Annotated in this window: 20 protein-coding genes; 3 read left to right on the top strand and 17 right to left on the bottom strand. The window is 65.7% G+C overall.

The window, feature by feature from the left end; genetic code table 11:
• Positions 1–36: 36 nt before the first annotated feature.
• The 11 genes from ASC67_RS06800 to ASC67_RS06750 form a co-directional block, all read right to left on the bottom strand.
• The gene (locus ASC67_RS06800) at positions 37–4,776 is read right to left on the bottom strand and encodes a glutamate synthase-related protein (RefSeq protein WP_056316896.1); all 4,740 of its coding nucleotides are present in this window, start codon (positions 4,774–4,776) and stop codon (positions 37–39) included.
• Between the two features lie 126 nt (positions 4,777–4,902).
• Complete coding sequence (locus ASC67_RS06795) at positions 4,903–5,604, bottom strand: transposase (protein ID WP_056316893.1); 702 nt, start codon at positions 5,602–5,604, stop codon at positions 4,903–4,905.
• 55 nt (positions 5,605–5,659) lie between these two features.
• Positions 5,660–7,039, bottom strand: a complete 1,380-nt coding sequence (locus ASC67_RS06790) for a porin (RefSeq protein ID WP_235566247.1) — start codon at positions 7,037–7,039, stop codon at positions 5,660–5,662.
• 35 nt (positions 7,040–7,074) lie between these two features.
• Positions 7,075–8,241: a deoxyguanosinetriphosphate triphosphohydrolase gene (locus ASC67_RS06785; RefSeq protein ID WP_056316886.1), complete on the bottom strand. Its 1,167-nt coding sequence runs from the start codon at positions 8,239–8,241 to the stop codon at positions 7,075–7,077.
• Positions 8,242–8,260: 19 nt separating this feature from the next.
• Complete coding sequence (gene aroB, locus ASC67_RS06780) at positions 8,261–9,373, bottom strand: 3-dehydroquinate synthase (RefSeq protein ID WP_056316882.1); 1,113 nt, start codon at positions 9,371–9,373, stop codon at positions 8,261–8,263.
• Between the two features lie 31 nt (positions 9,374–9,404).
• A complete protein-coding gene (locus ASC67_RS06775; protein WP_056316880.1) occupies positions 9,405–9,959 on the bottom strand; it encodes a shikimate kinase in 555 nt (184 codons plus the stop codon).
• A gap of 59 nt (positions 9,960–10,018) precedes the next feature.
• Positions 10,019–12,223: a type IV pilus secretin PilQ gene (pilQ, locus tag ASC67_RS06770; protein WP_056316877.1), complete on the bottom strand. Its 2,205-nt coding sequence runs from the start codon at positions 12,221–12,223 to the stop codon at positions 10,019–10,021.
• A complete protein-coding gene (locus ASC67_RS06765) occupies positions 12,220–12,753 on the bottom strand; it encodes a pilus assembly protein PilP (RefSeq protein WP_056316874.1) in 534 nt (177 codons plus the stop codon). The genes pilQ and ASC67_RS06765 overlap by 4 nt, the downstream gene beginning before the upstream one ends.
• An 8-nt stretch (positions 12,754–12,761) precedes the next feature.
• Positions 12,762–13,484 carry a type 4a pilus biogenesis protein PilO gene (locus ASC67_RS06760; RefSeq protein ID WP_056316870.1) on the bottom strand — a complete coding sequence of 241 codons (723 nt, stop codon included), beginning with the start codon at positions 13,482–13,484 and terminating at the stop codon, positions 12,762–12,764.
• Positions 13,485–13,494: 10 nt separating this feature from the next.
• Complete coding sequence (locus ASC67_RS06755; RefSeq protein ID WP_056316868.1) at positions 13,495–14,139, bottom strand: PilN domain-containing protein; 645 nt, start codon at positions 14,137–14,139, stop codon at positions 13,495–13,497.
• The gene (locus tag ASC67_RS06750; protein ID WP_056316865.1) at positions 14,139–15,194 is read right to left on the bottom strand and encodes a pilus assembly protein PilM; all 1,056 of its coding nucleotides are present in this window, start codon (positions 15,192–15,194) and stop codon (positions 14,139–14,141) included. The genes ASC67_RS06755 and ASC67_RS06750 overlap by 1 nt, the downstream gene beginning before the upstream one ends.
• A 275-nt stretch (positions 15,195–15,469) precedes the next feature.
• Between ASC67_RS06750 and ASC67_RS06745 the strand changes: the two genes are divergently transcribed.
• A complete protein-coding gene (locus ASC67_RS06745; RefSeq protein ID WP_056316862.1) occupies positions 15,470–17,851 on the top strand; it encodes a penicillin-binding protein 1A in 2,382 nt (793 codons plus the stop codon).
• A gap of 37 nt (positions 17,852–17,888) precedes the next feature.
• Here the strand turns inward: ASC67_RS06745 and cyaY are convergent, their stop codons facing one another.
• Complete coding sequence (cyaY, locus tag ASC67_RS06740; protein ID WP_056316859.1) at positions 17,889–18,254, bottom strand: iron donor protein CyaY; 366 nt, start codon at positions 18,252–18,254, stop codon at positions 17,889–17,891.
• Between the two features lie 15 nt (positions 18,255–18,269).
• On the opposite strand from cyaY, the gene ASC67_RS20975 reads away from it, so the two are divergent.
• Together ASC67_RS20975 and lysA are read left to right on the top strand one after the other, a co-directional pair.
• On the top strand, positions 18,270–18,449 hold the full coding sequence (locus ASC67_RS20975; protein WP_310731972.1) for an LPS translocon maturation chaperone LptM: 180 nt from the start codon (positions 18,270–18,272) through the stop codon (positions 18,447–18,449).
• Positions 18,446–19,720 carry a diaminopimelate decarboxylase gene (lysA, locus tag ASC67_RS06735; protein WP_056316855.1) on the top strand — a complete coding sequence of 425 codons (1,275 nt, stop codon included), beginning with the start codon at positions 18,446–18,448 and terminating at the stop codon, positions 19,718–19,720. The genes ASC67_RS20975 and lysA overlap by 4 nt, the downstream gene beginning before the upstream one ends.
• A gap of 18 nt (positions 19,721–19,738) precedes the next feature.
• Here lysA and ASC67_RS06730 read toward each other — a convergent pair whose 3' ends face one another.
• The 5 genes from ASC67_RS06730 to ASC67_RS06710 are packed head-to-tail and all read right to left on the bottom strand — an operon-like array spanning position 19,739 to position 25,204.
• Complete coding sequence (locus ASC67_RS06730; RefSeq protein ID WP_056316852.1) at positions 19,739–20,734, bottom strand: ABC transporter ATP-binding protein; 996 nt, start codon at positions 20,732–20,734, stop codon at positions 19,739–19,741.
• Complete coding sequence (locus tag ASC67_RS06725; protein ID WP_056316849.1) at positions 20,731–21,720, bottom strand: ABC transporter ATP-binding protein; 990 nt, start codon at positions 21,718–21,720, stop codon at positions 20,731–20,733. The genes ASC67_RS06730 and ASC67_RS06725 overlap by 4 nt, the downstream gene beginning before the upstream one ends.
• Positions 21,721–21,733: 13 nt before the next feature.
• On the bottom strand, positions 21,734–22,648 hold the full coding sequence (locus tag ASC67_RS06720) for an ABC transporter permease (protein ID WP_056316847.1): 915 nt from the start codon (positions 22,646–22,648) through the stop codon (positions 21,734–21,736).
• Positions 22,645–24,228, bottom strand: a complete 1,584-nt coding sequence (locus tag ASC67_RS06715) for an ABC transporter substrate-binding protein (RefSeq protein WP_056316843.1) — start codon at positions 24,226–24,228, stop codon at positions 22,645–22,647. Before ASC67_RS06715 ends, ASC67_RS06720 begins: the two co-directional genes overlap by 4 nt.
• The gene (locus ASC67_RS06710) at positions 24,221–25,204 is read right to left on the bottom strand and encodes an ABC transporter permease (RefSeq protein WP_056316840.1); all 984 of its coding nucleotides are present in this window, start codon (positions 25,202–25,204) and stop codon (positions 24,221–24,223) included. The genes ASC67_RS06715 and ASC67_RS06710 overlap by 8 nt, the downstream gene beginning before the upstream one ends.
• Positions 25,205–25,228: the final 24 nt, after the last annotated feature.

The raw sequence follows: 25,228 nt of genomic DNA, 5'->3' as shown, positions 1-25,228 counted from the left end.
TGTGATGCTCCGTGCGGTCGCTCTTGCAGGCAGGCCTCAGGCCTTCGCCTTGCTCGACTTCTTGTCGTTGGTCCTGGCCTTGGCGATGGTCTCGCCGGCCTCCTTCTTGGCGTGGATCTCGCCCAGCGCCCGCTTGTATTCGTGCGGGAAGACCTTGACGAACTTGCCGCGCGCCGCGGGCCAGTGGTCGAGGATGTCGCGCGCGCGCAGCGAGCCGGTCCACCGGTGGTGGTCCTCGATCAACTTGCGCAGCAGCACCTCGTCGGCCACGCCCTTGTGGAAGATCGCGGCCTCCTGTGTGCTGCGCTGCTCGTCGGCCGTCAACACCTTGTCCATCGCGACCATCGCGGTGTTGCAGCGCTGCGAGAAGCTGCCGTCCTCGTCGTAGACGTACGCGATGCCGCCCGACATGCCGGCCGCGAAGTTGCGCCCGGTCTTGCCGAGCACGACCACCGTGCCGCCGGTCATGTACTCGCAGCCGTGGTCGCCGGTGCCCTCGACCACCGTGGTCGCACCCGAGAGCCGCACCGCGAAGCGCTCGCCGGCCACGCCGCGGAAGAAGGCCTCGCCGCTGGTGGCCCCGTAGAGCACCGTGTTGCCGACGATGATGTTCTGCGTGGCGTCGCCCCGGAAGTCGATGCTTGGCCGCACCACCACACGGCCGCCGCTCAGGCCCTTGCCGGTGTAGTCGTTCGCGTCGCCGATCAGGTAGAGCGTGATGCCTTGCGCCAGGAAGGCGCCGAAGCTCTGGCCGCCCACGCCTTCCATCTGCATGAAGATGGTGTGGTCGGGCAGGCCTTCGGGTCGATGGCGGATCAGCTCGCCCGACAGCATCGCGCCGACGGTGCGGTTGACGTTGCGCGTCTCGTCCATGAACTGGACCTTCTCGCCGCGCTCGATTGCCGGACGGCACTTCTCGATCAGGCGCACGTCCAGCGCCTTGGCGAGACCGTGGTCCTGCACGTCGACCTGGCGACGCGGCACGTCCGCGCCCACCTGCGGCAGGTGGAACACCCGACCGAAATCGAGCCCACGCGCTTTCCAGTGCGACACACCCTTCTTGGTGTCGAGCAGGTCCGCGCGGCCGATCAACTCGTCGAACGTGCGGATGCCCAGCTGCGCCATGATCTGGCGCGCTTCCTCGGCGACGAAGAAGAAGTAGTTGACGACGTGCTCGGGCTTGCCCTGGAACTTGGCGCGCAGCACCGGGTCCTGCGTCGCCACGCCGACCGGGCAGGTGTTCAGGTGGCACTTGCGCATCATGATGCAGCCCTCGACGACCAGCGGCGCGGTCGCGAAGCCGAACTCGTCGGCCCCGAGCAGCGCACCGATCACGACATCGCGGCCGGTCTTCATCTGGCCGTCGGCCTGCACGCGGATGCGGCCCCGCAGCCCGTTGAGCACCAGCGTCTGCTGGGTCTCGGCCAGGCCCAGCTCCCACGGCGTGCCGGCGTGCTTGATGCTGGACCACGGCGAGGCACCGGTGCCACCGTCATGGCCGGCGATCACCACGTGGTCGCTCTTGGCCTTGGCGACACCGGCGGCGATCGTGCCGACACCGACCTCGGACACCAGCTTGACGCTGATGGAGGCGCGCGGATTGGCGTTCTTCAGGTCGTGGATCAGTTGCGCCAGGTCCTCGATCGAGTAGATGTCGTGATGCGGCGGCGGCGAGATGAGTCCGACGCCCGGCACCGAGTAGCGCAGCATGCCGATGTACTCGGACACCTTGCCGCCCGGCAGCTGGCCGCCTTCGCCGGGCTTTGCGCCCTGGGCCATCTTGATCTGGATCTGGTCGGCCGACACCAGGTACTCGGTCGTCACGCCGAAGCGCCCGGACGCCACCTGCTTGATCTTCGAGCGCAGCGAGTCGCCCTCCTTGAGCTCGTAGTCGGCCTCGATCACCTTGCTGCCGATGACCTCGCTGACCATCGTGCCCTGCTTGATCGGGATCCCCTTGAGCTCGTTGCGGTAACGCGCCGGGTCTTCCCCGCCCTCGCCGGTGTTGGACTTGCCGCCGATGCGGTTCATCGCGATCGCGAGCGTGCTGTGCGCCTCGGTGCTGATCGAGCCGAGCGACATCGCTCCGGTGGCGAAGCGCTTGACGATCTCGCTGACCGGCTCCACCTGGTCGAGCGGGATGGCCTTGCTGGGATCGAGCTTGAACTCGAACAGCCCGCGCAGCGTCATGTGCCGGCGCGACTGGTCGTTGATCAGCTGGGCGTACTCCTTGTAGGTGTCGAACTTGTTCGCGCGCGTGCTGTGCTGCAGCTTCGCGATCGCGTCGGGCGTCCACATGTGCTCTTCACCCCGCGTGCGCCAGGCGTACTCGCCACCGGTGTCGAGCATTGTGGCCAGCACCGGGTCGTCGCCGAAGGCGGCCTTGTGCATGCGGAGCGCCTCTTCAGCGACCTCGAACACGCCGATGCCGCCGACCTGCGAGGCCGTGCCGCGGAAGTACTTCTCCACCAGCGGCTTGTTGAGGCCGATTGCCTCGAACAGTTGCGCGCCGCAGTAGGACATGTAGGTCGACACGCCCATCTTGGACATGATCTTCGACAGGCCCTTGCCGATGGCCTTGACGTAGTTGTAGATCGCCTTGTCGGCCGACAGGTCGCCCGGCAGCTCCCTGTGCAGCGATGCCAGCGTCTCCATCGCCAGGTAGGGGTGCACGGCCTCGGCGCCGTAGCCGGCGAGCACGCCGAAGTGATGCACCTCGCGCGCCGAGCCCGTCTCCACCACCAGGCCGGCCGTGGTGCGCAGACCCTCGCGAACCAGGTGCTGGTGGATCGCCGACAGGGCCAGCAACGCGGGGATCGCGATCTGGTCGCGACTCATGCGACGGTCGGTGATGATCAGGATGTTGTGACCGCTCTGGATCGCGTCCACCGCCTCGGCGCACAGCGATGCCAGCTTGGCCTCCACGCCCTCGCCGCCCCAGGCGTAGGGGTAGACGATGTTGAGCTCATACGACTTGAACTTGCCGTGCGTCGGCTTCTCGATGCTGCGCAGACGCGCCATGTCCTCGACGTCGAGGATGGGTTGCGCGACCTCCAGCCGCATCGGCGGGTTGACCGCATTGATGTCCAGCAGGTTGGGCTTGGGGCCGATGAAGCTGTTCAGCGACATCACGATCGCCTCGCGGATCGGATCGATCGGCGGGTTGGTGACCTGCGCGAACATCTGCTTGAAGTAGCTGTACAGCGGCTTGTTCTTGTCGGACAGCACCGCCAGCGGCGAGTCGTTGCCCATCGAGCCGATGCCTTCCTCGCCGGCCTGGGCCATCGGGCTCATCAGGAACTTGATGTCTTCCTGTGTGTAGCCGAAAGCCTGCTGGCGATCGAGCAAGGTCTCGGCGAAGGCCGGTGCGGCCTCGGCCGGCGCGGCGATCGCGTCGAGCTTGATGCGCACGTTCTCGATCCACTGCCGGTAGGGCTTGGCCGAGGCGTAAGTGTTCTTGAGTTCCTCGTCGTCGACGATGCGGCCCTGTTCCAGGTCGATCAGGAACATCTTTCCGGGCTGCAGGCGCCACTTCTTGACGATCTTGTTCTCCGGGATCGGCAACACGCCGGACTCGGAGGCCATCACCACCAGGTCGTCATCGGTGACGATGTAGCGGGCTGGACGCAGGCCGTTGCGGTCTAGCGTGGCGCCGATCTGCTTGCCGTCGGTGAACACCATCGCAGCCGGGCCGTCCCACGGCTCCAGCATCGCGGCGTGGTACTCGTAGAACGCGCGGCGCCGCTCATCCATCGTCGCGTGCTGTTCCCAGGCCTCGGGGATCATCATCATTGCGGCATGGGCCAGCGGATAGCCGGCCATCGTCAGCAATTCCAGCGCGTTGTCGAACGTCGCGGTGTCGGACTGGCCGTCGAAGCTGATGGGGTATAGCTTGTTCAGATCGTCGCCGAGCACCGGCGATTTCATGACGCCCTGGCGCGCGCGCATCCAGTTGAAGTTGCCCTTGACGGTGTTGATCTCGCCGTTGTGCGCCACCATCCGGTAGGGGTGCGCCAGTGGCCACTCGGGGAAGGTGTTGGTCGAGAAGCGTTGATGCACCAGTGCCAGCGCCGACACCGTTCGTTCGTCTTGAAGATCCAGATAGTAAGTACCCACCTGGTCGGCGAGCAGCAGACCCTTGTAGATGATTGTGCGGCAACTCATGCTGGGCACGTAGTACTCGTGGCTGTGCGTGAGCTGCAATTTCTGAATCGCGGCTGAGGCCGTCTTGCGGATCACGTAGAGCTTGCGCTCAAGCGCGTCGGGCACGATCACGTCGGCGCCACGGCCGATGAAGATCTGCCGGATCACCGGCTCCTTGGCACGCACGGTGGGCGACATCGGCATGTCCCGGTCGACCGGCACGTCGCGCCAGCCCAGCAGCACCTGCCCTTCGGCGTGCACGGCACGCTCCAAGGCCTGCTCGCAGGCCAGACGCGAGGCATGCTCTTTGGGCAAGAAGATCATGCCGACGCCGTACTCTCCGGGCGGCGGCAACTCGATGCCCTGCAACGCCATCTCGGCACGGTAGAACTCATCGGGAATCTGGATCAGGATGCCTGCGCCATCGCCCATCAGCTTGTCGGCACCGACAGCGCCACGGTGGTCGAGGTTCTCCAGGATCTTCAGCCCCTGGCCGACGATGCTGTGCGCCTTGTGGCCCTTGATGTGAGCGACGAAGCCGACACCGCAGGCGTCGTGCTCGTTGGCCGGGTCGTAGAGACCTTCAAGGCGAAGGGTATCGATATCTTGCTGGCTTGGGGCGGACGAGGTCACGGCGCTCTCCTGGCGGGAAACGGGCAAGAGATTACGGCAGCGCAGCAAAACTGACAATCTAAAAATTTAGGGTCAGGTTATATTTATTGAGCGCTCAAGACTGGTGCGAAAATAAATGGTGACATATCAAATATGGTGCGCCGTGCGGCTCTTCGGCGGACGGCCTCGCGGCCGCGGCGCGACCGGGCGCGTCGAGGCGGAAGCGAGCTGCGCCACGAAGTGGTCCGAGCCCAGCGCCCAACCGCCGCGCAGCGCGGCTTCGATGGCCTGAATCTGCCGATCCGGCAACGCGTGTTCGAGCATGCCGCCGTAGGCCATCTCACGCTCGAAGGGCGTATTGCCAAGGGCCCAGTACGCCACCGGATGCACCAGGAACGGGTCTGCGGCGTGACCGCGATGAGCCGCCTCGCTGGACCACAGCCACGACACAGGCGCCGTGGCCTGGGCGGCAAGACCCAGACGCTCCACATACACCATGCAAGGCAGCAGCCACGACGTCGGCTCGATGACTGCCGCGCGGAAACGGCCCTCCCACAAGCCACCAGCGCGGCCGTGCCGTCGGTTGAATGCCGACGCATGCCGGCGCGACACCGATTGCATCACCAAACTCAGGCCACTCGCCTGCTCGGGCGTCACCACCAGGTCGAGGCGCGACTCGAGCACCGAGTAGGCATGAATCGCAACGTGATGCTGTGCTGCGGCCTCGCGCAGCAACTGCATCAATGACTGGCGGTCCGTATCGTCCCGCACCATCGCCTGGCCGTGCTGGGCACGCTGGCTCACCACGTGCGGCAGCGCCGGAACGATCAAGCGGGGCAGTCGGGCCATGGCGCGCGAGCGTACACCGCGGCAGCGAAGGGGCGGACCGCCGGCTGACGGATGCTCAGAAGCGGTGACGCAGCGCCAGCGCGATGTTGTGAGCGCCCTTGCCCGCCTCGGAGGTCACGCCGCCGAAGAAACCACCGCCACCCGGAGCGGCCTGCGCGTTGTCGTCGTTGTCGAAACGGGTCAGCACGAAGTTGACGTCGGTCCGCTTCGAGAGCGCATACGTGTAGACGGCACCGTAGGACTGCACGTCCGCATCGGCAATGGTGCGATCGTCATAACGGTTGTAGGCCACCGTCACGGTGCTCGGGCCGAAGTTGAAGCGATAGCCCACGTGGAACAGCCGCGAATCCTGGCGCAACGCACGCTCGAAGGCATTGCCGATCAGGGTGGCGAGCGGCGCAAATGCGGGGCTCGGGTTTTGAGCGATCAATCCCGCGGTCACGTCCGCGCCGACGCCAGGATTGTCGTCCTTGAAGGTTGCATAGAGCGTCGACAGCTTGCCGGGACCCAGGTCCACCGAAGCACCCAGCAGCACGTCGGTCAGGGCCTTGTCGCCGACGGCATTGTTGTTGGTGCCGTAGGCTGCCCCCACCGCGAAGCCATTGCCCTTGTAGTAGGCGTTGGCACTCATGTAGCGGTTGTTCGAGGTGGAATCACCGGTTTCACCGAAGGCATACATCAGAGTGGCCGTGAATCCATCCTTCTGCAGACGGTAGGCCAGCGCGTTGCTCTTGCGGATGTCCACCGCAGCCGGCAGTGTGGCGATCTGTGCCGCCGACAGGCTGGAATCGGTCTGCATCGAATCGAACACGTAGAACATCTCGTAGGCCGGCGTGTACTGCCGACCCGCGAGCACAGCACCGACCGGTGTGACGAGACCGACGAACGCCTGCCGGTCGAAGACGTTGTTGGTCAGGTTCACGCCGATCTGGCTGCCCAGTTGCGCGCCGACCTGGTTCACGACCGTCTGCGTCGTCACACCCGGGGCCAGCGGGATCAGCGGCACGCCGAGGAACTGCAGATCGAGAAAGCGATCGGGCACCTGAATGCCCGATGCGGCCCGGTTGCTGATCGCGCCGGTGTCGGCCTCGAAACGGCTTTCCAGCACGAAGAGCGCGCGGTAGCCACCCCCTAGATCTTCATTGCCCTTGAAGCCCCAACGCGAGCCTTCCATGATGCCGCTCGCCAAGCGCGTCTTGGCGGCGTCCTGACCTGAAACGTAGTTGATACCGGCATCCACGCTGCCGTACAGCGTGACCGAGTTCTGTGCCTGTGCCGACGCGGCGACAACCGATGTCGCGGCCAATGCGAAGAGGGTCTTGTTCATGGGGAGCGTCTCCTGCAGATTCTCGAATCGGGCCGTCGTGGCGTTGCCTCGACAACCTCTGCAAATGACTGTATCGACGCCTCCCACAGCACCGTAGCGGGTCAACACGGGGATGTTGCGATTTGCTCACAAGGGAGTAGAGACTACCCTCCAGACACTCGTCCGTGGTCTTCGAAGACCGTACGGCCCGTGATGCGCCGGTGCTCGCTGATCGCGAAGCGATCCGTCATGCCCGCCACGTAGTCGGTAACAGCGCGGAACGGTGTGGCGCTTTCGGCCGCAGGCAACGGCAGCTCGGCAGCACCCGTCACGTAGGCCTCGAACAGCTCGCGTACCACGCACCTCGCGCGGTGCGTCGTACTCTCAACCTGCGGGTGGCGGTAGAGCCGTGCAAACAGAAAGCGCTTCAGTGCCAAGCTCTCTTCCCGCATGGCCGGTGTGAACTGCACCAGCAGCAGCGATTTCCTCACATCGGACACCTGCTCGATGCGATGTTGGCGCAGTGCACTGCGGGTGGCATCGATCACGTCGTAGACCTGGGCGGACAACAAACGCCGCAAGGTTTCGAACAACAGTCGACGGCCCTCCAGGCCGCTGTGCTCACGTTGAGCAGCGTCCATGTGGGTGGCGACCAAGGGAACTTCACGAAGCTGCTCGAGAGCGATCAAGCCCGAACGCACGCCGTCGTCGACATCGTGCGCGTTGTAGGCAATCTCGTCGGCAAGGTTGCACAGCTGCGCCTCCAGACTGGGCTGCGTGCCATCGAGGAAACGACGCCCGACACCGCCGGGCTCATGAAGCTCGAGCGCCTGCGCGTTGCGTCGGGAGCAGTGCTTGAGGATGCCTTCCCTCGTCTCGAAACTGAGATTCAATCCTTCGAAGCTGGCATAGCGTTGCTCGAGCCGGTCCACGACTCTCAGCGACTGGAGGTTGTGCTCGAATCCCGATCCCTGCGGATCGATGCGTCGCAGGCACCCGTTCAACTCATCCTGACCTGCATGCCCGAACGGGGTGTGCCCCAGGTCATGCGCCAGGGCGATGGCTTCCGTGAGGTCTTCGTTGAGCTGCAGGGCACGCGCAATCGAACGCGCGAGCTGCGCCACCTCGAGCGAGTGCGTGAGCCGCGTCCGGAACAGGTCGCCCTCGTGGTTCAAGAAGACCTGGGTCTTGTAGACGAGGCGACGGAACGCTGTGGAATGGACGATGCGATCGCGGTCGCGCTGGTAATCGTCCCGGGTCGGTGCGGCCGGCTCGGCGTAGCGGCGGCCACGGCCGCTGGCCGGATCGCTGGCGTAGGACGCTAGCGACATCGTTATCGCGGCGCGGGAGTCACGTGCAGCGCGAAGCGAGGACTTGGCACAAGGTGGCGTCCGGCACGCTGCGCACTACGGAATGCCCGATGGCGTCGAGCAGCACGAACTTGATCTCGCCGGCTTCTGCCTTCTTGTCGAGGCGCATGAGCTCGAGATAGCGATCCGCTCCGAGGTCCGGCCCCTTCACCGGCAAGCCGGCACGCTCGATGAGCCGGATAAGTCGCTCCGCGTCTCGTCCGTGCAGCAGACCCAATCGCGCCGAAGTTTCAGCCGCCATCACCATGCCGCAGCCGACAGCCTCACCATGGAGCCACTCTCCGTAACCCAGACCTGCCTCGATGGCATGGCCGAAGGTATGGCCGAAATTGAGAATGGCCCGCAGGCCGGCTTCGCGCTCATCCTGACCGACGACGGCGGCCTTGATCTCGCACGACCGTCGCACAGCATGGCGCAGGGCGGAAGCATCGCGAGCGAGCAGTGCGTCCAGGTTCGCTTCGACCCAGCCCAGGAATCCTGCATCGGCGATCGGCCCGTACTTGATGACTTCGGCTAGGCCGGCGCGCAACTCACGCATCGGCAGCGTATTCAAAGTCTCGAGATCGGCGATGACGCAGACCGGCTGATAAAACGCGCCGATCATGTTCTTGCCACGCGGGTGGTTGATTCCTGTCTTGCCACCCACCGAGGAATCGACCTGCGCCAGCAGCGTGGTCGGCACCTGAACGAACGGCACGCCACGCATGTAGCTGGCCGCGGCGAAGCCGGTCATGTCGCCGACCACCCCTCCCCCCAGAGCGTAGAGGACCGTCTTTCGATCGGCTCCCCCAGCCAGCAGATCGTCGAAGATCAGGTTCAGAGTGGCCCAGTCCTTGTGGCTCTCACCGTCAGGTAGCGCGATCAACTCGACCTGAGCGTACCTGCCGCGCAGTGCATCCTGGAGGGTCTGCGCATACAGCGGCGCCACGGTGGTATTGCTGACGATGACCGCTCGGCTGCTGCGTGGCGCGTCCGCAAAACTTTCGGGGGAGCGAAGCAAGCCCGAGCCGATGTGTATCGAGTAGCTGCGCTCACCAAGCGCAATGGTGACGGTCTCTACGGCAGAGGAAGAATCCACGTTAGACGCTGACATGCCCGAAGTGTACGGGCCCTGTCCGACCGTCTCAGCGCGGCGGCTCGACCGCCGAGGGCACGCGGCTCGCGTCGACGACCCCGGCGAGTTCGAGCTGCATCAGGATCATGCCGACGAGGGTCTGGACCGTCGGCCGCCCCGTCTCGATGACGAAATGGGCCGTCTCGCGATACAAGGGGTCGCGCTCGCGATACAGCTGCTGCAGCTTGGCCCGCGGATCCTTCACCTGCAGCAACGGTCGCTGCGTGTCGTGGCGCAAGCGCCGATGAAGCTCTTCCGGCGAAGATCGCAGGTAGAGCACGGTGCACCCCTCATGCAGGCTGCGCCGATTAGCCTCCAGCAGCACGGCACCGCCGCCCGTCGCAAGGACACCAAAGCGAGTCGCGCAGAGTTCGGCGATCACCTGCAGCTCGATATCGCGAAAGCGGTCTTCACCCTCCCGCTCGAAGAAAGTGCGGATCGGTTCGCCGATTCGCTGTTGGATCACCGTATCGGTATCGATGAAACTGACGCCGAGCTTCCGCGCGAGCGCACGGCCGACCGAGGATTTTCCTGAGCCAGGGAGGCCGACAAGCGCCAGCCGCATCGCGGCTTCTTGCTGGTGCCCGTCGGCGGGCTGTCGTCCGTCAACCGCGACGCCCCCGATCAACGTGCAGCGGCGGTGCGGTCTGTCACGACCTTGGGCGTGAGGAACACCAGCAGCTCGGTCTTGTTCGACGTCCTGGTTTGGCTGCGGAACAGCGCGCCGAGCACCGGCACGTCACCCAGCAGGGGTACCTTGGTATTGTCGACCTGCTCGGTCTGCTCATAGATGCCGCCGATCACCACCGTTCCGCCGTTGTCGACCAATACCTGCGTCTTCACATGCTTGGTATTGATCAGGATGCCGGCCGCTGTGGTCGCGCCGGGGCTGTCCTTGTTCACATCGACATCCAGGATGATGTTGCCCTCGGGCGTGATCTGCGGGATCACTTCAAGCTTCAGCGTGGCCTTGCGGAACTGGATCGCCGTCGCGCCGCTGGAGGTTGCCGTCTGGTACGGAATCTCCGTGCCCTGCTCGATGAGCGCCTTGACCTGGTCAGCCGTGACCACCCGCGGACTGGACACGATCTTGCCCTTGCCATCGGCCTCCAGCGCCGAGATTTCGAGATTCAGGAAGCGATTCATCGCCGAATTGAAAATCGACACCGCGAACGTGGCCGCGTCGTAACCGTTCTGCCCGACGGCGGGTAGGTTGACGAAGTAGCTGTTCGTCGACGGCGTGCCTGTGGTCAGCCCGCTGCTGTTGATCGGAGGCGCCTGCCCGGTCGCTGCACCAATCCCGAGATAGTTTCCGCCGATGCCGGCGTTGATCTTCGACGAAGGCGCCACCGTCGCACCGAGCTTGGCACCCAGCGAGCGACCGAAAGTATCAGTTGCTTCGACGATGCGAGCCTCGATCAGGACCTGACGGACCGGAATGTCGATACGGGCAATGATCTGCGCGACCTCTTCGAGCTTCGATGGAATATCGCTGACGAACAGTTGGTTGGTCCGCGTCTCGTACACGATGCTGCCGCGCGGCGACAGGATGCGGCTGTTGTTCGAGCCGCCGCCCTGACCACCACTACCACCTTGCCCGGCCTGCTGCCCCGTGAGCCCCTTCGACACCTCCTCGGCCTTCACGTAGTTCAGCTGGAATGCCTGAGTGCGGACCGGCTCCAGGGACGCAATCTGCGCCTTGGACTCCAGCTCCAGCTTCTCCTTGGTCGCAATCTCGTCCTTCGGTGCGATCCACAGGACGTTCCCGCTCTTGCGCACACCCAGACCCTTGGCCTGCAGGATGATGTCGAGCGCCTGATCCCAGGGAACGTCCTTCAAACGCAGCGTGACATTGCCAGTCACCGTGTCGCTGGTCACGACGTTGAAATTCGTGAAATCGGCGATCACCTGAAGCAGGGCGCGAACCTCGATGCTCTGGAAGTTCAACGACAGCTTCTCACCGGCATAACCCGGCCCTTGTGTCAGCTTGTTCGGATCGACCTTCTGCGGCCGCACCTCGAGCACGAACTGGTTGTCAGTCTGGTAGGCACTGTGCTCCCAGACGCCGGTCGGCTCGACCACCATGCGTACCTTGTCACCGCTCTGGAAAGCCGACACGGTCCGCACTGGAGTACCGAAGTCGGTCACATCAAGACGGCGACGCAGACTTTCTGGCAGGCTGGATTTCAGGAACTCAACCACCAGATTTTGGCCCTGCTGGCGGATGTCGACACCGACCTGGTTGCTGGGGAGATCAACCACCACGCGCCCGGCACCGTCCTGCCCGCGACGGAAGTCGACCGCGCGCAGCACCTGCGGCGCGTCGTTCAGGCTGTCTGCGAAACGCACGGGGGCTGCTGCCGGCTGGGCGGCGACAGGAGCGGCTGGCGTGGGCGCCGCCGCCGGTGCGGCCGCGACATTGCCACTGGTCTGCAGCGTCAACACGAGGGCCTTGCCGTCAAGCGCCGCCGAATAGTTGCCGGGCTGCTTCAGGTTCAATACGAGCCGCGTTCGATCGCCCGCCTGAGCGACATTGACGGACCGCAGGTTGCCCTGATTGACGTCGACGCTGGAGCGGCCTAGCGCGTTGCTCACCCCCGGAAGATCGATCGCGATACGCGGCGGGGTCTGAACCGCGAAACCGGCCGGCACCGCACCCAGCGCTTCGCTCAGTTCGATGCGCACCACGTCGGCCGCACCTTGCTGGCTGCTGTTGATCGACTGGATCGCGTTCTCCGCCCACGCGGATACCGCGGAGAAGAACAGCGCGAGCGCGACGGCTGGTGCTCGCCATTGGTTCATGGTCGTGATCTCCCGAATTTTCGTCATCGCGCCTTCTCCTGCAGCTGGAGGGCAGAGGGACGCTCTATCCATTCACCCGCGGCATCCTGGACAACTTCCCGCACACCCACTTCGGTCTCGGAGATCTTCGTGATCTTCCCGTAGTTCTGACCGAGGTAGTCCCCCACCTTCACCTGATAGAGCAGGTTGTCGACCCGCAGCAGTGCGAACTGACGACCTTGCTTAGAGACGCTGCCGACCATGCTCATCGAATCGAGCGGATAGGCTTCCAGCGGCTCCTTGCGACGGTTCATCTCGCCCGCCAGCAGTGAATTCGGCTGTCGGGCCTCCTGCTTGAGCGCCACCGCGAGCTTTTGGCTGCTGAACGGTTCTACCGCACGCGCCTGCTCATAAGGTTGGGGATCGAAGCGCTTCGGTGGCGACAGCGGGGCAATGCTGGGCCGGACCTCGCGACGCTGTTGGTCCATCCACGACTGAAGCTCTTCCTGCTCGGCGCCGCAAGCCGACAGCATCATCAAGGCCGCCAACGCAGACGTCAGCAGCGCGGTGCGGTGCATCGGCCTGGTCATTTATTCGCCCCTGCTGCAGCCTTCTGGCTCGCTTCCCGCGCCTTGCGCTGGGTCTCCACCTCGGTCGGGTCGAGATAGCGATAGGTGCGCGCCAGGGCGTCCATGCTCAGATTGCCGGCTCCCGCATTGGCCGCGTTCTGCGCGCCACCGGGACCGACGCCGGAAATATTGAGGTTGTGCAAGGTCACGATCCGGGACAGGTTGGCCACGTCGGCAGCGAAGGAGCCGATGTCGTGGTAGCGGCCGGTGACGCGGATCGCGATCGGCAATTCCGCGTAATAGTCCTTGACGGCCACCTGGCCGGGACGGAACAACTCGAACTGCAGTCCACGGCCCAAGCCGGCCTGATTGATGTCCGACAACAGCGCATCCATCTCGGCCTTGCCCGGCAGCTGCTTCTCGAGTTGAGTCACGTACTCCTGAACCTGGATCTTCTGCTTGCGTAGCTCGCCGAGATTCACGGCCTGCGCCAGCTTGGCGCGGTAGTCCTGTCGCAGTCCCGGTTCGCGGTCGCGCTCCGCCTGCAGTTCGTCGGCCGTCGCCGACAGCAGAACGAACCAGGCCACCACCACCAATGCGGCCGCCACAGCCACGAAGGTCGCCAGCTTGGGCAACCAGGGCCACTGCCCAGGCTCGTTGGTGTTCAACCCACGGAACTGCCCGGAAAGGTCTTGCAGGACGGAGTTCAGATCGAGTGCGGGATTCTTTTTGGTTGCCATCTGAGCGTCCTCACGACCGGGGCACCGACGCAGCCGCTGCCGGGGCTGAAGCCCCCGCAGCGCCCGGGACTGACGACTTGTCCGGCGTCTCCACCTGAGGACGCTTGAGACCGACCTTCACCACGAAATCAAACAATCGCTTCTGTTCGCGGTTCGGCGTCGTCAGGCTGGCCGCCTTGATTTCCACCAACTCCGGCTTCTCAAGCCAGGTCGAGTTGTAGGCGGTATTGCGCAGGAACTCGGAAACGCGTTCGTTCGTCTGCGCAATGCCGTTGATCGCCACCACCTGACCGTCCTGCTTGATCGTCGTCAGGTACACGCCTTCCGGCGTCTGCTTGACGAGCTCGTTCAGAAGGTACACGGGGATGTTGCGATCGGTCTGCAGATCTTCGACCGCCTTCTGACGAGCCTTCAAGCTGTCGATCTCGGCCTTGAGCGTCGCGATGTCCTTGATCTGTTCCTCGAGCTTCTTGATCTCGGCCGTCAGGTAGGCATTGCGCTCTTGCTGGGTGCTGATCATCTGTTGCAGCACCAGGTACCAAAGCGCAGCAATGGCAATGCCGGCTGCAGCCGCGACACCCAAGCCGACGAAGAAAGCCTTCTTGCGACGCTGCCGCCGCTCTTCGCGGTGCGGCAGGAGGTTGATCAAGATCATTACAGGAACCTCCGCATCGCCAGGCCGCACGCGGTCAGGTAGGCCGGGGCTTCACGGCGCAGCTTGCTCTCGCGCACAGCCGACCCGAGGCGCATGCCTTCGAAAGGATTGACCACCATCGACGCAAAGCCCGTCAATTCGGTCACACGCTCCTTCAGGCCAGGCAACGTCGCGGTGCCGCCGCCCAACATGACGTAGTGCACCTTGTGGTGCGGTGTGCTGGTGAAGAAATACTGCAAGGCGCGACCGATCTCTTGCGCCAGGCTGTCGACGAACGGCACCAGCAGGCTGGACTCGTAGTCTTCCGGAAGATCGCTGGCCAGCTTCTTCTGCTCGGCCTCTTCGAACGAGAAGCCGTATTGGCGCGAGATCATTTGCGTCAGCTGTGAGCCACCGAAGGCCTGGTCGCGGTCGTACAGCAGTTCCTCGTCACGAAGTACCTTGAGGCTGGTGGTTTCGGCGCCGATCTCGAACAGCGCCACCAGCGCATCGCGCCCTTCGTTAGGCAATGCCGAGATAATGCGCATCATCGCCAGACGGGAGGCGTGCGACTCGATATCCAGCACGACCGGCTTCAGTCCGGCAGCCTCGGCCAGGCCCTGCCGGTCCTGGACCCGATCTTTGCGGGAGGCAGCAATCAGCACCTCGACGTCGCCAGCCGACGATGGACTCGGTCCGACGACGCAGAAATCCAGGCTCACTTCATCCAGCGAGAAGGGAATGTACTGATTGGCTTCGGACTCGACCTGAAGCTCGAGTTCCTCGTCGCGCAAACCAGCCGGCAACATGATCTTCTTGGTGATCACTGCCGACTGTGGCATTGCCATCGCCACCCGCTTGGAACGGGTGCCGCTCTTGCTGACGACGCGACGCACCGCATCGGCCACTTCATCGAATTTCTCGATCTGGCCGTCAGCGATCCAGCCTCGCTCGAAACTCTCGGTGGCAAAACGCTCAAGCACGTACTCACCCGAGGCGGACTGACCCAGCTCGACGAGCTTGACGCTCGAGGAGCTGATATCCAGCCCGACGAGCGGCGCTTGCTTGCCTCCCATCAACCCGTCTAGAAAGCCCACACGGTCTCCCGCTCGCCGCTGCACGGCTGTTAAGAAGTTACTTCAATGCTAGCAGTAAAGCCTTTGTGTCCCAATGCTTTCAGGCCGTGCGTGGGCGAGCACGCGACAAGCTCACGTTGCAAAACTCACGGTCCGGGCAAGCGCCTGGGCCCTTGCGCACCAGGCACGGGAACAGGGCACCGACGGGCACTCCGGAATGCCACCAATGCTGCCCTGAGCGCATTTCTATAATCGCCGGGTCCTGCTGGAGATTCATGAGCGCCAAAGATCGCAAGCCCTCGCCGACGGCGTCCACATCTTCCCGTGCCGGTTTTCTCTCCAACCTGCCCGCTGCGGCCCGGTGGCCCCTGCTGGTCGGCGGGTCGGCACTGGCGCTCGTCGGGTCAGCGCTGCTGGGTGGCTTGGCGCTGCTGGCCATCGCGTTGGCCGTGGCCTACCCGAACCTGCCCGAGATCAGCAGCCTCACCGACTACCGGCCCAAGCTGCCCCTGCGCGTCTTCTCCGCCGATGAGGTGCTGATCGGCGAGTACGGTGAAGAGCGCCGTCTGTTCGCGCCGATCGGCCAGATTCCGAAGGTGATGCGCGAGGCAGTGCTGTCGATCGAGGATGCGCGCTTCTATCAGCATGGCGGCGTCGACTACATCGGCATCGTGCGCGCCGGCCTCGCCAACGTCGGCGAATCCCGCAGCCAGGGCGCGTCGACCATCACGATGCAGGTGGCGCGCAATTTCTACTTGCCGACCGAGAAGACCTTCATCCGCAAGGTGTACGAGATCCTGCTGGCGCTGAAGATCGAAAGCCAGCTCAGCAAGGACCAGATCCTCGAGGTCTACATGAACCAGATCTATCTGGGGCAGCGCGCCTACGGTTTCGCGGCTGCCTCGGAGATCTATTTCGGCAAGCCGCTGAAGGACGTGACGGCCGCCGAGGCGGCCATGCTCGCGGGCCTGCCAAAGGCGCCGTCGGCCTACAACCCGGTCGCCAACCCGACGCGGGCGCGCCAACGGCAGCAATACATCATCGAGCGGATGTACGAAAACGGCTACCTGACCGAGGAACAGGCCGAGGCCGCAAAGGCCGAGCAGCTCAAGTACCGCAGGGACATCTCGGTCCCGTTGCACGCCGAGTATGTGGCCGAGACGGCTCGCCAACTGATCTTCAGCCAGTACGGCGAGAACGCCTACACACGCGGCCTGAACGTCTACACCAGTGTGCGTGCGGTCGAGCAGGAAGCGGCCTACCGGGCTCTGCGCCGCGGCATCACGGACTACGAACGACGGCAGGTGTACCGAGGACCGGAGGGCTATGTGGATCTGCCGGCAGATCCCAAGGCGCTCGACGCACGGGTTGCGGAGGCGCTCGACGAGCATCCGGACAACGATGAGATCAAGGCCGCGGTCGTGCTCGAGGCCAGTGCCAAGCAGGTCGTCGCCGTGCTGCAGAGCGGCGACACCTTGACGATCACCGGCGAGGGCCTGCGTCCGGCCACTTCGGGGTTGTCGCCCAAGGCCAGCCCCAAGGTCCAGATCCGGCGTGGCGCGGTGATCCGTGTCATCAAGGGCGCGAAGGACGTCTGGTCGATCACCCAGGTGCCCGAGGTCGAGGGCGCTTTCGTCTCGCTCGACCCGCGCACCGGCGCGATCCGCACGATGGTCGGCGGCTTCGACCACGCGAAGAGCAAGTTCAACCACGCGACGCAGGCCTGGCGCCAGCCGGGCTCGAGCTTCAAGCCCTTCATCTACTCGGCGTCGCTCGAGAAGGGCTTCACACCGGCCACGGTGATCAACGACGCGCCGCTGTTCTTCGACGCGGCCGCCACCGGCAGCCAGCCCTGGGAGCCGAAGAACTACGACGGCACGTTCGACGGCCCGATGTCGATGCGCCGCGCGCTGGCGAAGTCGAAGAACATGGTGTCGATCCGCATCCTGGAGGCCATCGGTACCGATTACGCGCAGAGCTGGATCACCCGCTTCGGCTTCGATGCGGACAAGCACCAACCCTATCTGCCGATGGCGCTGGGGACCGGCTCGGTGACGCCGCTGCAGATGGCTGCGGGCTATGCGGTGTTCGCCAATGGCGGCTACCGCATCAATCCGGTGCTCGTCACGCGGGTCACCGACAACCGCGGCCGCATCCTGGCGCAGACCGAGCCGGCACCGCTGGACGAGTCGGCTCGCGCGATCGACGGCCGCAACGCCTTCGTGATGAGCAGCCTGCTGCAGGAGGTCACGCGCTCCGGCACCGCAGCACGCGCCCAGGCCACCCTGAAACGGACCGACGTCTACGGCAAGACCGGCACCACCAACGATTCCCAGGACGCCTGGTTCGCCGGCTACACGCCGAACCTGGTGGCCGTGGTGTGGATCGGCTACGACCAGCCGCGCAAGCTCGGCGACCGCGAGACCGGCGGCGGCCTGTCTCTGCCAGTGTGGATCGACTACATGAGCGTCGCGCTCAAGGGCGTAAAGGTGAGCGAACTCACACCCCCGGAAGGCCTGCTCAACGTCGGCGGCGAGTGGTACTACGAGGAGTACAGCCCTGGCAACGGCGTCAGCAGCCTCGGGCTCGACACTCCCGCCGCGCCCGCGCCCACCGAGGAAGAGCGCAAGAGCATCCTCGATCTGTTCAAGAATTGAGCGTCATCCCGGCAAATGCGTCGCCGGCGCCATGCCGTCAGGTCGTCGGCGGCGTGAAGCTCAAGGGCCGGTCCGCCTGCTCGCTGGCGCAGCGCGACAGCGTGACGAACAAGTCTTCTGCAGTCTTGGTGTCGCGCCAGACCCCGCCCGCGTGGCGGTAATGAAAGCCCCCGCTGCGCGCGGCCAGCCAGATCTCCTGCAAGGGCGGCTGGGTGTTCACGACGATCTTGCTACCATTCGGGAAGCTCAGTTCGAGCAGACCGCCAGTGCGCGCAGCATCGATGTCGACCACATCGTCCTGCAGCCAGCGATCGACCTGCAGTTCAATGCCGCCCAGCACGGCCCTCGTCAGCGCCTGGTAGTCAGCGTCGCTCAGCGCAGTGGCGGGGGTCGCGGTGCTCATTCGTAGAATCCGGTGATGTTGAAACCTGCTTCGATTCTAGGCAGCCGCATCACCGCGATCGCGGTGTGTGCTTTGCTGGGGGGACTGGCCCTGGGTGGCTGCGGCCAGAAAGGCGCGCTCTACCTGCCGGGATCGGTGCCGCACGCGCCGGCCCCAGGCCAGGCAGCCTCCGCGCCCACCGGTGTTGCCCGATGACGCTGCCCGGCGCCCCATTCATCGCCTACCGCGGCACGGAGTTGTTCATCGACGGCTGTGCGGCGAGCGAGCTCGCCGCACGCTTCGGCACCCCGCTTTACGTCTACAGCCGCCGCGCCATGCTCGCCGCGCTGGCGCCGTACCAGCGGGCGCTGGCAGGCCGGCAGCACCTGATCTGCTACGCGATGAAGGCGAGTTCGAGCCTCGCGCTGCTGCAGACCTTCGCCCAGGCCGGCTGCGGCTTCGACATCGTCTCCGGTGGTGAACTGGAGCGCGTGCTGGCCGCTGGCGGCGACCCGGGCAAGGTCGTGTTCTCAGGGCTCGGCAAGACGCGCTCGGAGATGCGGCGCGCGCTCGAGATCGGCGTGCGTTGCTTCAACGTCGAGAGCGAGGCTGAGTTGGAGGTGCTGTCCGAGGTGGCGGTATCGCTGGGCCGGACCGCGCCGGTCAGCCTGCGCGTCAACCCCGACGTCGACGCGAAGACCCACCCCTACATCTCCACCGGCCTGAAGGGCAACAAATTCGGCATCGCGCACGACCGGGCCGTGGCGGCCTACCGGCGCGCGGCGCAACTCCCCGGGCTCGATGTCGTCGGGATCGACTGCCACATCGGCTCCCAGATCACCGAGATCGCACCCTACCTCGACGCCGCCGACCGTGTGCTCGACCTGGTCGAGGCCGTCGAATCGACCGGCCTGCGCATCCACCACCTCGACCTCGGCGGCGGCCTGGGCATCCAGTACACCGACGAGGTGCCGCCGGCCGCCGATGACTTGATCGCGGCGCTGCTGGAACGTCTCGACGCCCGCGGGCACGGTGCGCGCGCGCTGGTGTTCGAGCCGGGCCGCTCGCTGGTCGGCAATGCCGGCGTGCTGCTGTCCGAGGTGCTGTACCTGAAGCCCGGCGAGGACAAGAACTTCTGCGTCGTCGACGCTGCCATGAACGACCTCATGCGCCCGGCCATGTACGAAGCGACGATGGGCATCGTGCCTTGCAGACTGCGCGACGGCCTGCCGGTGGTCTACGACGTGGTCGGCCCCGTGTGCGAATCGGGCGACTGGCTGGGCCGCGACCGCGCGCTGGCGCTGCAGCCCGGCGACCACGTCGCGGTGCTCAGCGCTGGCGCCTATGGCATGAGCATGGCCAGCAACTACAACACCCGTCCGCGGGCGGCTGAGGTCATGGTCGATGGCAGCGTGGCCACGCTGATCCGTGAACGCGAGGCCGCTGCCGAGTTGTTCCGCGGTGAGCGACTGCTGCCTGCGGGCTGACTTCTCCGGCGGGGCGGCTCACAGCCGCCCTTCGCTCACCGCATGGCAGGCCACGCGGATGCCGTCGATCTCCTGCCAGGCCGGTCGCTCGCGTCGGCAACGCTCGTCGGCATGCGGACAGCGGGGATGGAAGCTGCAGCCGCTGGGTGGCTGCAGAGGGTTGGGCACTTCGCCCCGGACGGGCATGCGTGGCCGCCCGCTCATCTGCAGATCGGGCACCGCATCGAGCAGCATGCGCGTGTACGGATGCCGGGGTCGATCGAACAAGGTGCGCTTCGGCGCCAGCTCGACGAGCCGGCCCAGGTACATGACACCCACCTGATCGGCGACGTGCCGCACGACCGCGAGGTTGTGCGAGATGAACAGGTAGGTCAGCCCGCGCTCGCGCTGCAGGTCCTTCATCAGGTTGAGCACCTGGGCCTGAACCGACACGTCGAGCGCCGAGGTCGGTTCGTCGCACACCAGGAAGTCCGGCGACGTGGCCAGCGCCCGCGCGATCGAGATGCGCTGGCGCTGGCCGCCCGAGAACTGGTGTGGGAACTTACCGGCATCCGCAGCCGCCAGCCCCACCGACGTGAGCAATGCGGCCACGCGCTCGCGCAGGGCCGTGGGTCGGCGTTCGACGCCCCGCTCGATCAGCGGTTCGGCGACGATGGACTGCACGCTCCAGCGCGGGTTGAGGCTGGCGTATGGGTCCTGGAAGATCATCTGCAGACGGCGCTGCGGCGAGGTCAGCACGCGCGCCAGGTCTTCGCCACCGAAATGCACCGACCCGCTGCTCGGCCGCTGCAGGCCGACCAGCAGCCGCGCCACCGTGCTCTTGCCGCAGCCCGACTCGCCGACGAGCGCCAGTGTCTGCCCGCGCTCGATCGCGAAGTTCACGCCGTCGACAGCCTGCACGATCTGCCGTGGCTTGCGCTCCAGCACGCGCTCGAACCACGGGGCCGACACGTCGAAGCGCTTGACCAGATCACGCGCCTCGACCAGCGGCAGCGCCTCGCCCGGTGCGCTCATGCCGGACGCTCCGCTGCTGCATCGACCAGCCAGCAGGCCGCACGCGTGCGGCCCGCGTCCGACAGCACCGGTCGCTCGGCGCGGCAGCGTTCGAAAGCGTGCGGGCAGCGCGGATGGAAAGCGCAGCCGACGGGGATCGCGTCCAACCGCGGCATGCTGCCGTCGATCTGCGCGAGCCGCTCGCGGTCTTCGTTCATCGCCGGGATCGAGCTCATCAGCCCGACCGTGTACGGATGCGCCGGCGCGTGCACCACGTCGCGCACCGCGCCGATCTCGACGATGCGGCCGGCATACATCACCGCCACCCGATCGCAGGCCTCGGCGATCACGCCCATGTCGTGCGTCACCAGCATCACCGCCGCGCCCTGCTCCTTGCACAGGCGCTTGAGCAGGTCGATCACCTGCGCCTGGATCGACACGTCGAGCGCGGTGGTCGGCTCGTCCGCGATCACCAGCTCCGGGTTCCCGGCCAGAGCCAGCGCGATCACGACCCGCTGGCGCATGCCGCCGGAGAACTGGTGCGGGTAGTGGTCGATGCGCGCCTCGGGCGCCGGGATGCCGGTGTCGCGCAGCAGTTCGACAGCGCGCGCGCGCGCGGCGCGCTCATCGAGCGGCAGGTGGGTGCGAAGCGTCTCGACCAACTGCTGGCCAACGGTGTACAGCGGATCCAGCGAGGTCAGCGGGTCCTGGAAGATCGCGCCGATGCGCCGGCCGCGGATGCGGCGCAGTGCGGCCGGTGGCAGGTTGTCGATGCGCTGGCCCGACAGCCGGATCTGACCGCCGGCGATGCGCCCCGGCGGCTCCAGCAGGCCGATGATGGCCGCGCCGGTGAGCGACTTGCCGGCGCCCGACTCGCCGACCACGCCCAGGATCTCGCCGGGGGCGATGTCGAACGACAGGCCGTCGAGCGCCCGCAGCGTGCCGCGACGAGCGGGAAACTCGACCACCAGATCACGCACTTCGAGCAGGCTGGGCGGCTTCAGCATGGCAGCGGGCAGCTCATCTCAGCCTCGGATTCAGCGCATCGCGCAGCCAGTCGCCGAGCAGGTTCACGCTCAGGGCGATCAGCACCAGCATCGCGCCGGGAAAGAGCGCGATCCACCACTCGCCGCTGAACAGGAAATCGTTGCCGACGCGGATCAGGGTACCCAGCGACGGCGAGGTGGGTGGCACGCCGACGCCGAGGAAGCTCAGCGTCGCCTCGGTGATGATGGCCGTGGCGACCTGGATCGTCGCCAGCACGAACACCGGTCCGAGCACGTTCGGCAGCACGTGGCGGCGCATGATGCGCACCGGCGACACGCCGATCACGCGTGCCGCCTGCACATAGTCCTTCTGTCGTTCGACCAAGGTGGAACCGCGCACCGTTCGCGCATAAGGCACCCAGCCGGTCAGCGAGATGGCGAGGATCAGCACGCCGAAGGCCAGTGCCTCGTGCGCCGCAGGGAAGACCGCGCGGCCCACGCCGTCGATCATCAAGGCCACCAGGATGGCGGGGAAGGACAGCATCACGTCGCACACGCGCATGATGAAGGCATCGACCCGTCCGCCGACGAAGCCCGATAACAAGCCGAGTGTCACGCCCGCCAGCATCGACAGCAGCACGGAGGCGATGCCCACGGCCAGTGAGATCCGTGCGCCGTACATCAGCGCCGAAAGGATGTCGCGGCCCTGGTCGTCGGTGCCCAGCAGGTAGACCGCCTTCCCCTCGGCCATCCAGGCCGGCGGCAGGCGCGAATCGCCGAGTTCGAGCGTCGCGAGGTCGAAGGGGTCGTGCGGCGCCAAGACCGGGGCCAGCACCGCGCAGAGCAGGCAGGCCGCTGCGATGGCCGCCGCGAGCATGGCCACCGGCGACGCGCGGAAGCTGTGCCAGACATCGCCGTCGAAGAATCGATGAACGGCGCCTGCGCTCATCGCACGACGATCCACTTGTAGGGCATGAAGTTGTCGGCCTGTTGCACCACGTCGATGTTCTTCTTCATGCCCCAGGCCAGCGTCTGCTGGTGCAGTGGAATGTGCCCGACATCGTCCTGGTGGAGCCGGAAGGCCTCGCGGATCATCGCGTTGCGCTTCGCGACGTCGACCTCCGACTGCAGCTTCGTCGTCAGCTCATCGACCCGCGGATTGCGGTAGCCACCCAGGTTGTACTGCCCGCGGCCCTTGTCCTCGGGCGAGGCGATCAGCGCGCTCAGCACATCGTGCGCATCGTAGGTGCTGGGCGTCCAACCCAGCAGGTAGAAGCTGGTGTCGCGGCGCAGGATCTTCGGGAAATAGGTGGCCTTGCTCTCGGTGCGCAGGTCGACCTTGATGCCCACGCGCGCCAGCTGGGCGGCAACCGCCTGGCAGACGGCGGCATCGTTGACATAGCGATCGTTCGGACAATCCAGGCCGACGCCGAAGCCCTTCGGGTAGCCCGCCTGTGACAGCAACGTCCTGGCGGCGTCGACGTCGTAGGGCAGGCGCTGGTTCAGTTCGGGGATGAAGCCGTTCACGCCGGGCGAAACCATCAGTGCGACGGGATTGGCGGCTCCGCGCATCACCCGGCTGCGAATGCTCGCGATGTCGATCGCCTGGTAGACGGCCTGCCGGACCCGGCGGTCCTTGAACGGATTTCTGCCGCGGACATCGGCGTTCAGCAGTTCGTCGCGCTGCTGGTCCATGCCGAGAAAGATGACGCGCAGTTCGGGCCCCTGCAGCAACTTGAACCCCGTGCTCGCCCGGACGCGCTCGATATCCTGGAGCGGCACCGGCTCCATCAGATCGATCTCGCCGGACAGCAACGCCGCTACGCGCGTGGCATCGTTGCCGATCGGCGTGAACACCAGTTCGTCGACATTGCCGTCCACCCGTCCCCAGTAGTCCGGGTTGCGCACGAGCACCGTGCGCGCCGCGGGGCGCCGCTCCTTCAGCCGGAACGGCCCGGTCCCGTTGGCGTTGAACGATGCCGCGTTCTCGACCCGCTCGCGGCGATCGACCGGCGTCTGCGCCTTGTTCGCCACGCACCAGGACCGGCTCATCATGTAGACCGATGCGATGACCTCGGGCAGGATCGGGAACGGCGCGGTGGTCTCGATCTCGACGGTGTGGTCATCGATGCGACGCACGGTCTTGAACGTGGCGGTGTAGCTCTTCATGTCCGAGCCCTCGCCAGCGGCACGCTCGAACGAGAACACCACGTCGTCGGACGTGAACGGGGTACCGTCGTGGAAGCGCACGCCTCGGCGCAGTTCGAAACGCCATACCGTCGGCGTCGGCTGCGCCCAGCGAACCGCCAGTCCCGGCTCGAGCCGCAGATTGCGGTCGCGCGACACCAGCGGTTCGTAGATGTTGTTGACGAAGCTGAGCTGCAGCGACTCGTTGAACGAGTGCGGATCCATCGACTGGACATCGCCTTGGTTCGCGACGCGCAACGTCACGGCGTGGCTTGCGGCGATCTGCAGCACGAGCAGGGCCGCTGCTCCCCAGCGCCTCAACGTGGCAAGGGTGTCATCCATGAGCGGTTTCACGGTCCGGACGCAGGCGCGGATCGACCACGAAGTAGAGCAGGTCGACGGCCAGATTGATCGCCACGAAGATCAGCGCGACGAGACACAGGTAGGCGGCCATCACCGGCACGTCGGCAAAGCTCACGGCCTGGATGAACAGCAGGCCCATCCCCGGCCACTGGAACACCGTCTCGGTGATGATGGCGAACGCGATCAGCGAACCCAGTTGCAGCCCGGTGATCGTGATCACCGGTACCAGCGTGTTCTTCAGGGCATGGCCGAAATGCACCACGCGGTCCGTGAGCCCACGCGCCCTCGCGAACCTGATGTAGTCGCTGCGCAGCACCTCCAGCATCTCGGCGCGCACCAGCCGCATGATCAGGGCCAGCTGGAACACCGCGAGCGTGATCGACGGCAGCACCAGGTGCTGCCAGCCGCTGACAGTGAACCAGCCCGTCGTCCAGCCACCGACGCTCAACACTTCACCGCGGCCGAAGCTCGGCAGCCAGTGCAGCCCGACGGAGAACACGAGAATCAGCAGGATGCCGATCAGGAAGGTGGGCAAGGAGACACCGAGCAAGGACACCGTCATCAACACCTGCGACAGCACACTGCCACGCCGCAGCGCCGCGATCACGCCCATCGGCACGCCGACACCCAAGGCCAGCAGCGCGGCCGTGATCGACAGCTCCAGGGTCGCAGGCAAACGCTCGGCGATCAAGGTCGACACCTTGCGTCCCTGGCGCAGGCTGAGGCCGAAATCGCCCTGCAGGGCGTTGCCGACGAAATGTGCGAACTGCAGCGGAAACGGCCGGTCCAGTCCGAGATCGGCCCGCAACTGCGTGCGCTGCTCGGGCGTCGCGTCCTGTCCGAGCAGATGCGTCACCGGATCGCCGACATGCTGGAACAGCATGAACGAGATGAAGGCAACGGCCAGCATCACGATCACGGCTTGAAGAAGGCGACGAATCAGGAAGGCCAGCATGGTTGCGCGGTGTCGAGCGACCAT

It is taken from the genome of Methylibium sp. Root1272 (assembly GCF_001425905.1).
Lineage (GTDB): Bacteria > Pseudomonadota > Gammaproteobacteria > Burkholderiales > Burkholderiaceae_C > Methylibium.
This window is presented reverse-complemented; position numbering and strand designations above follow the sequence as displayed.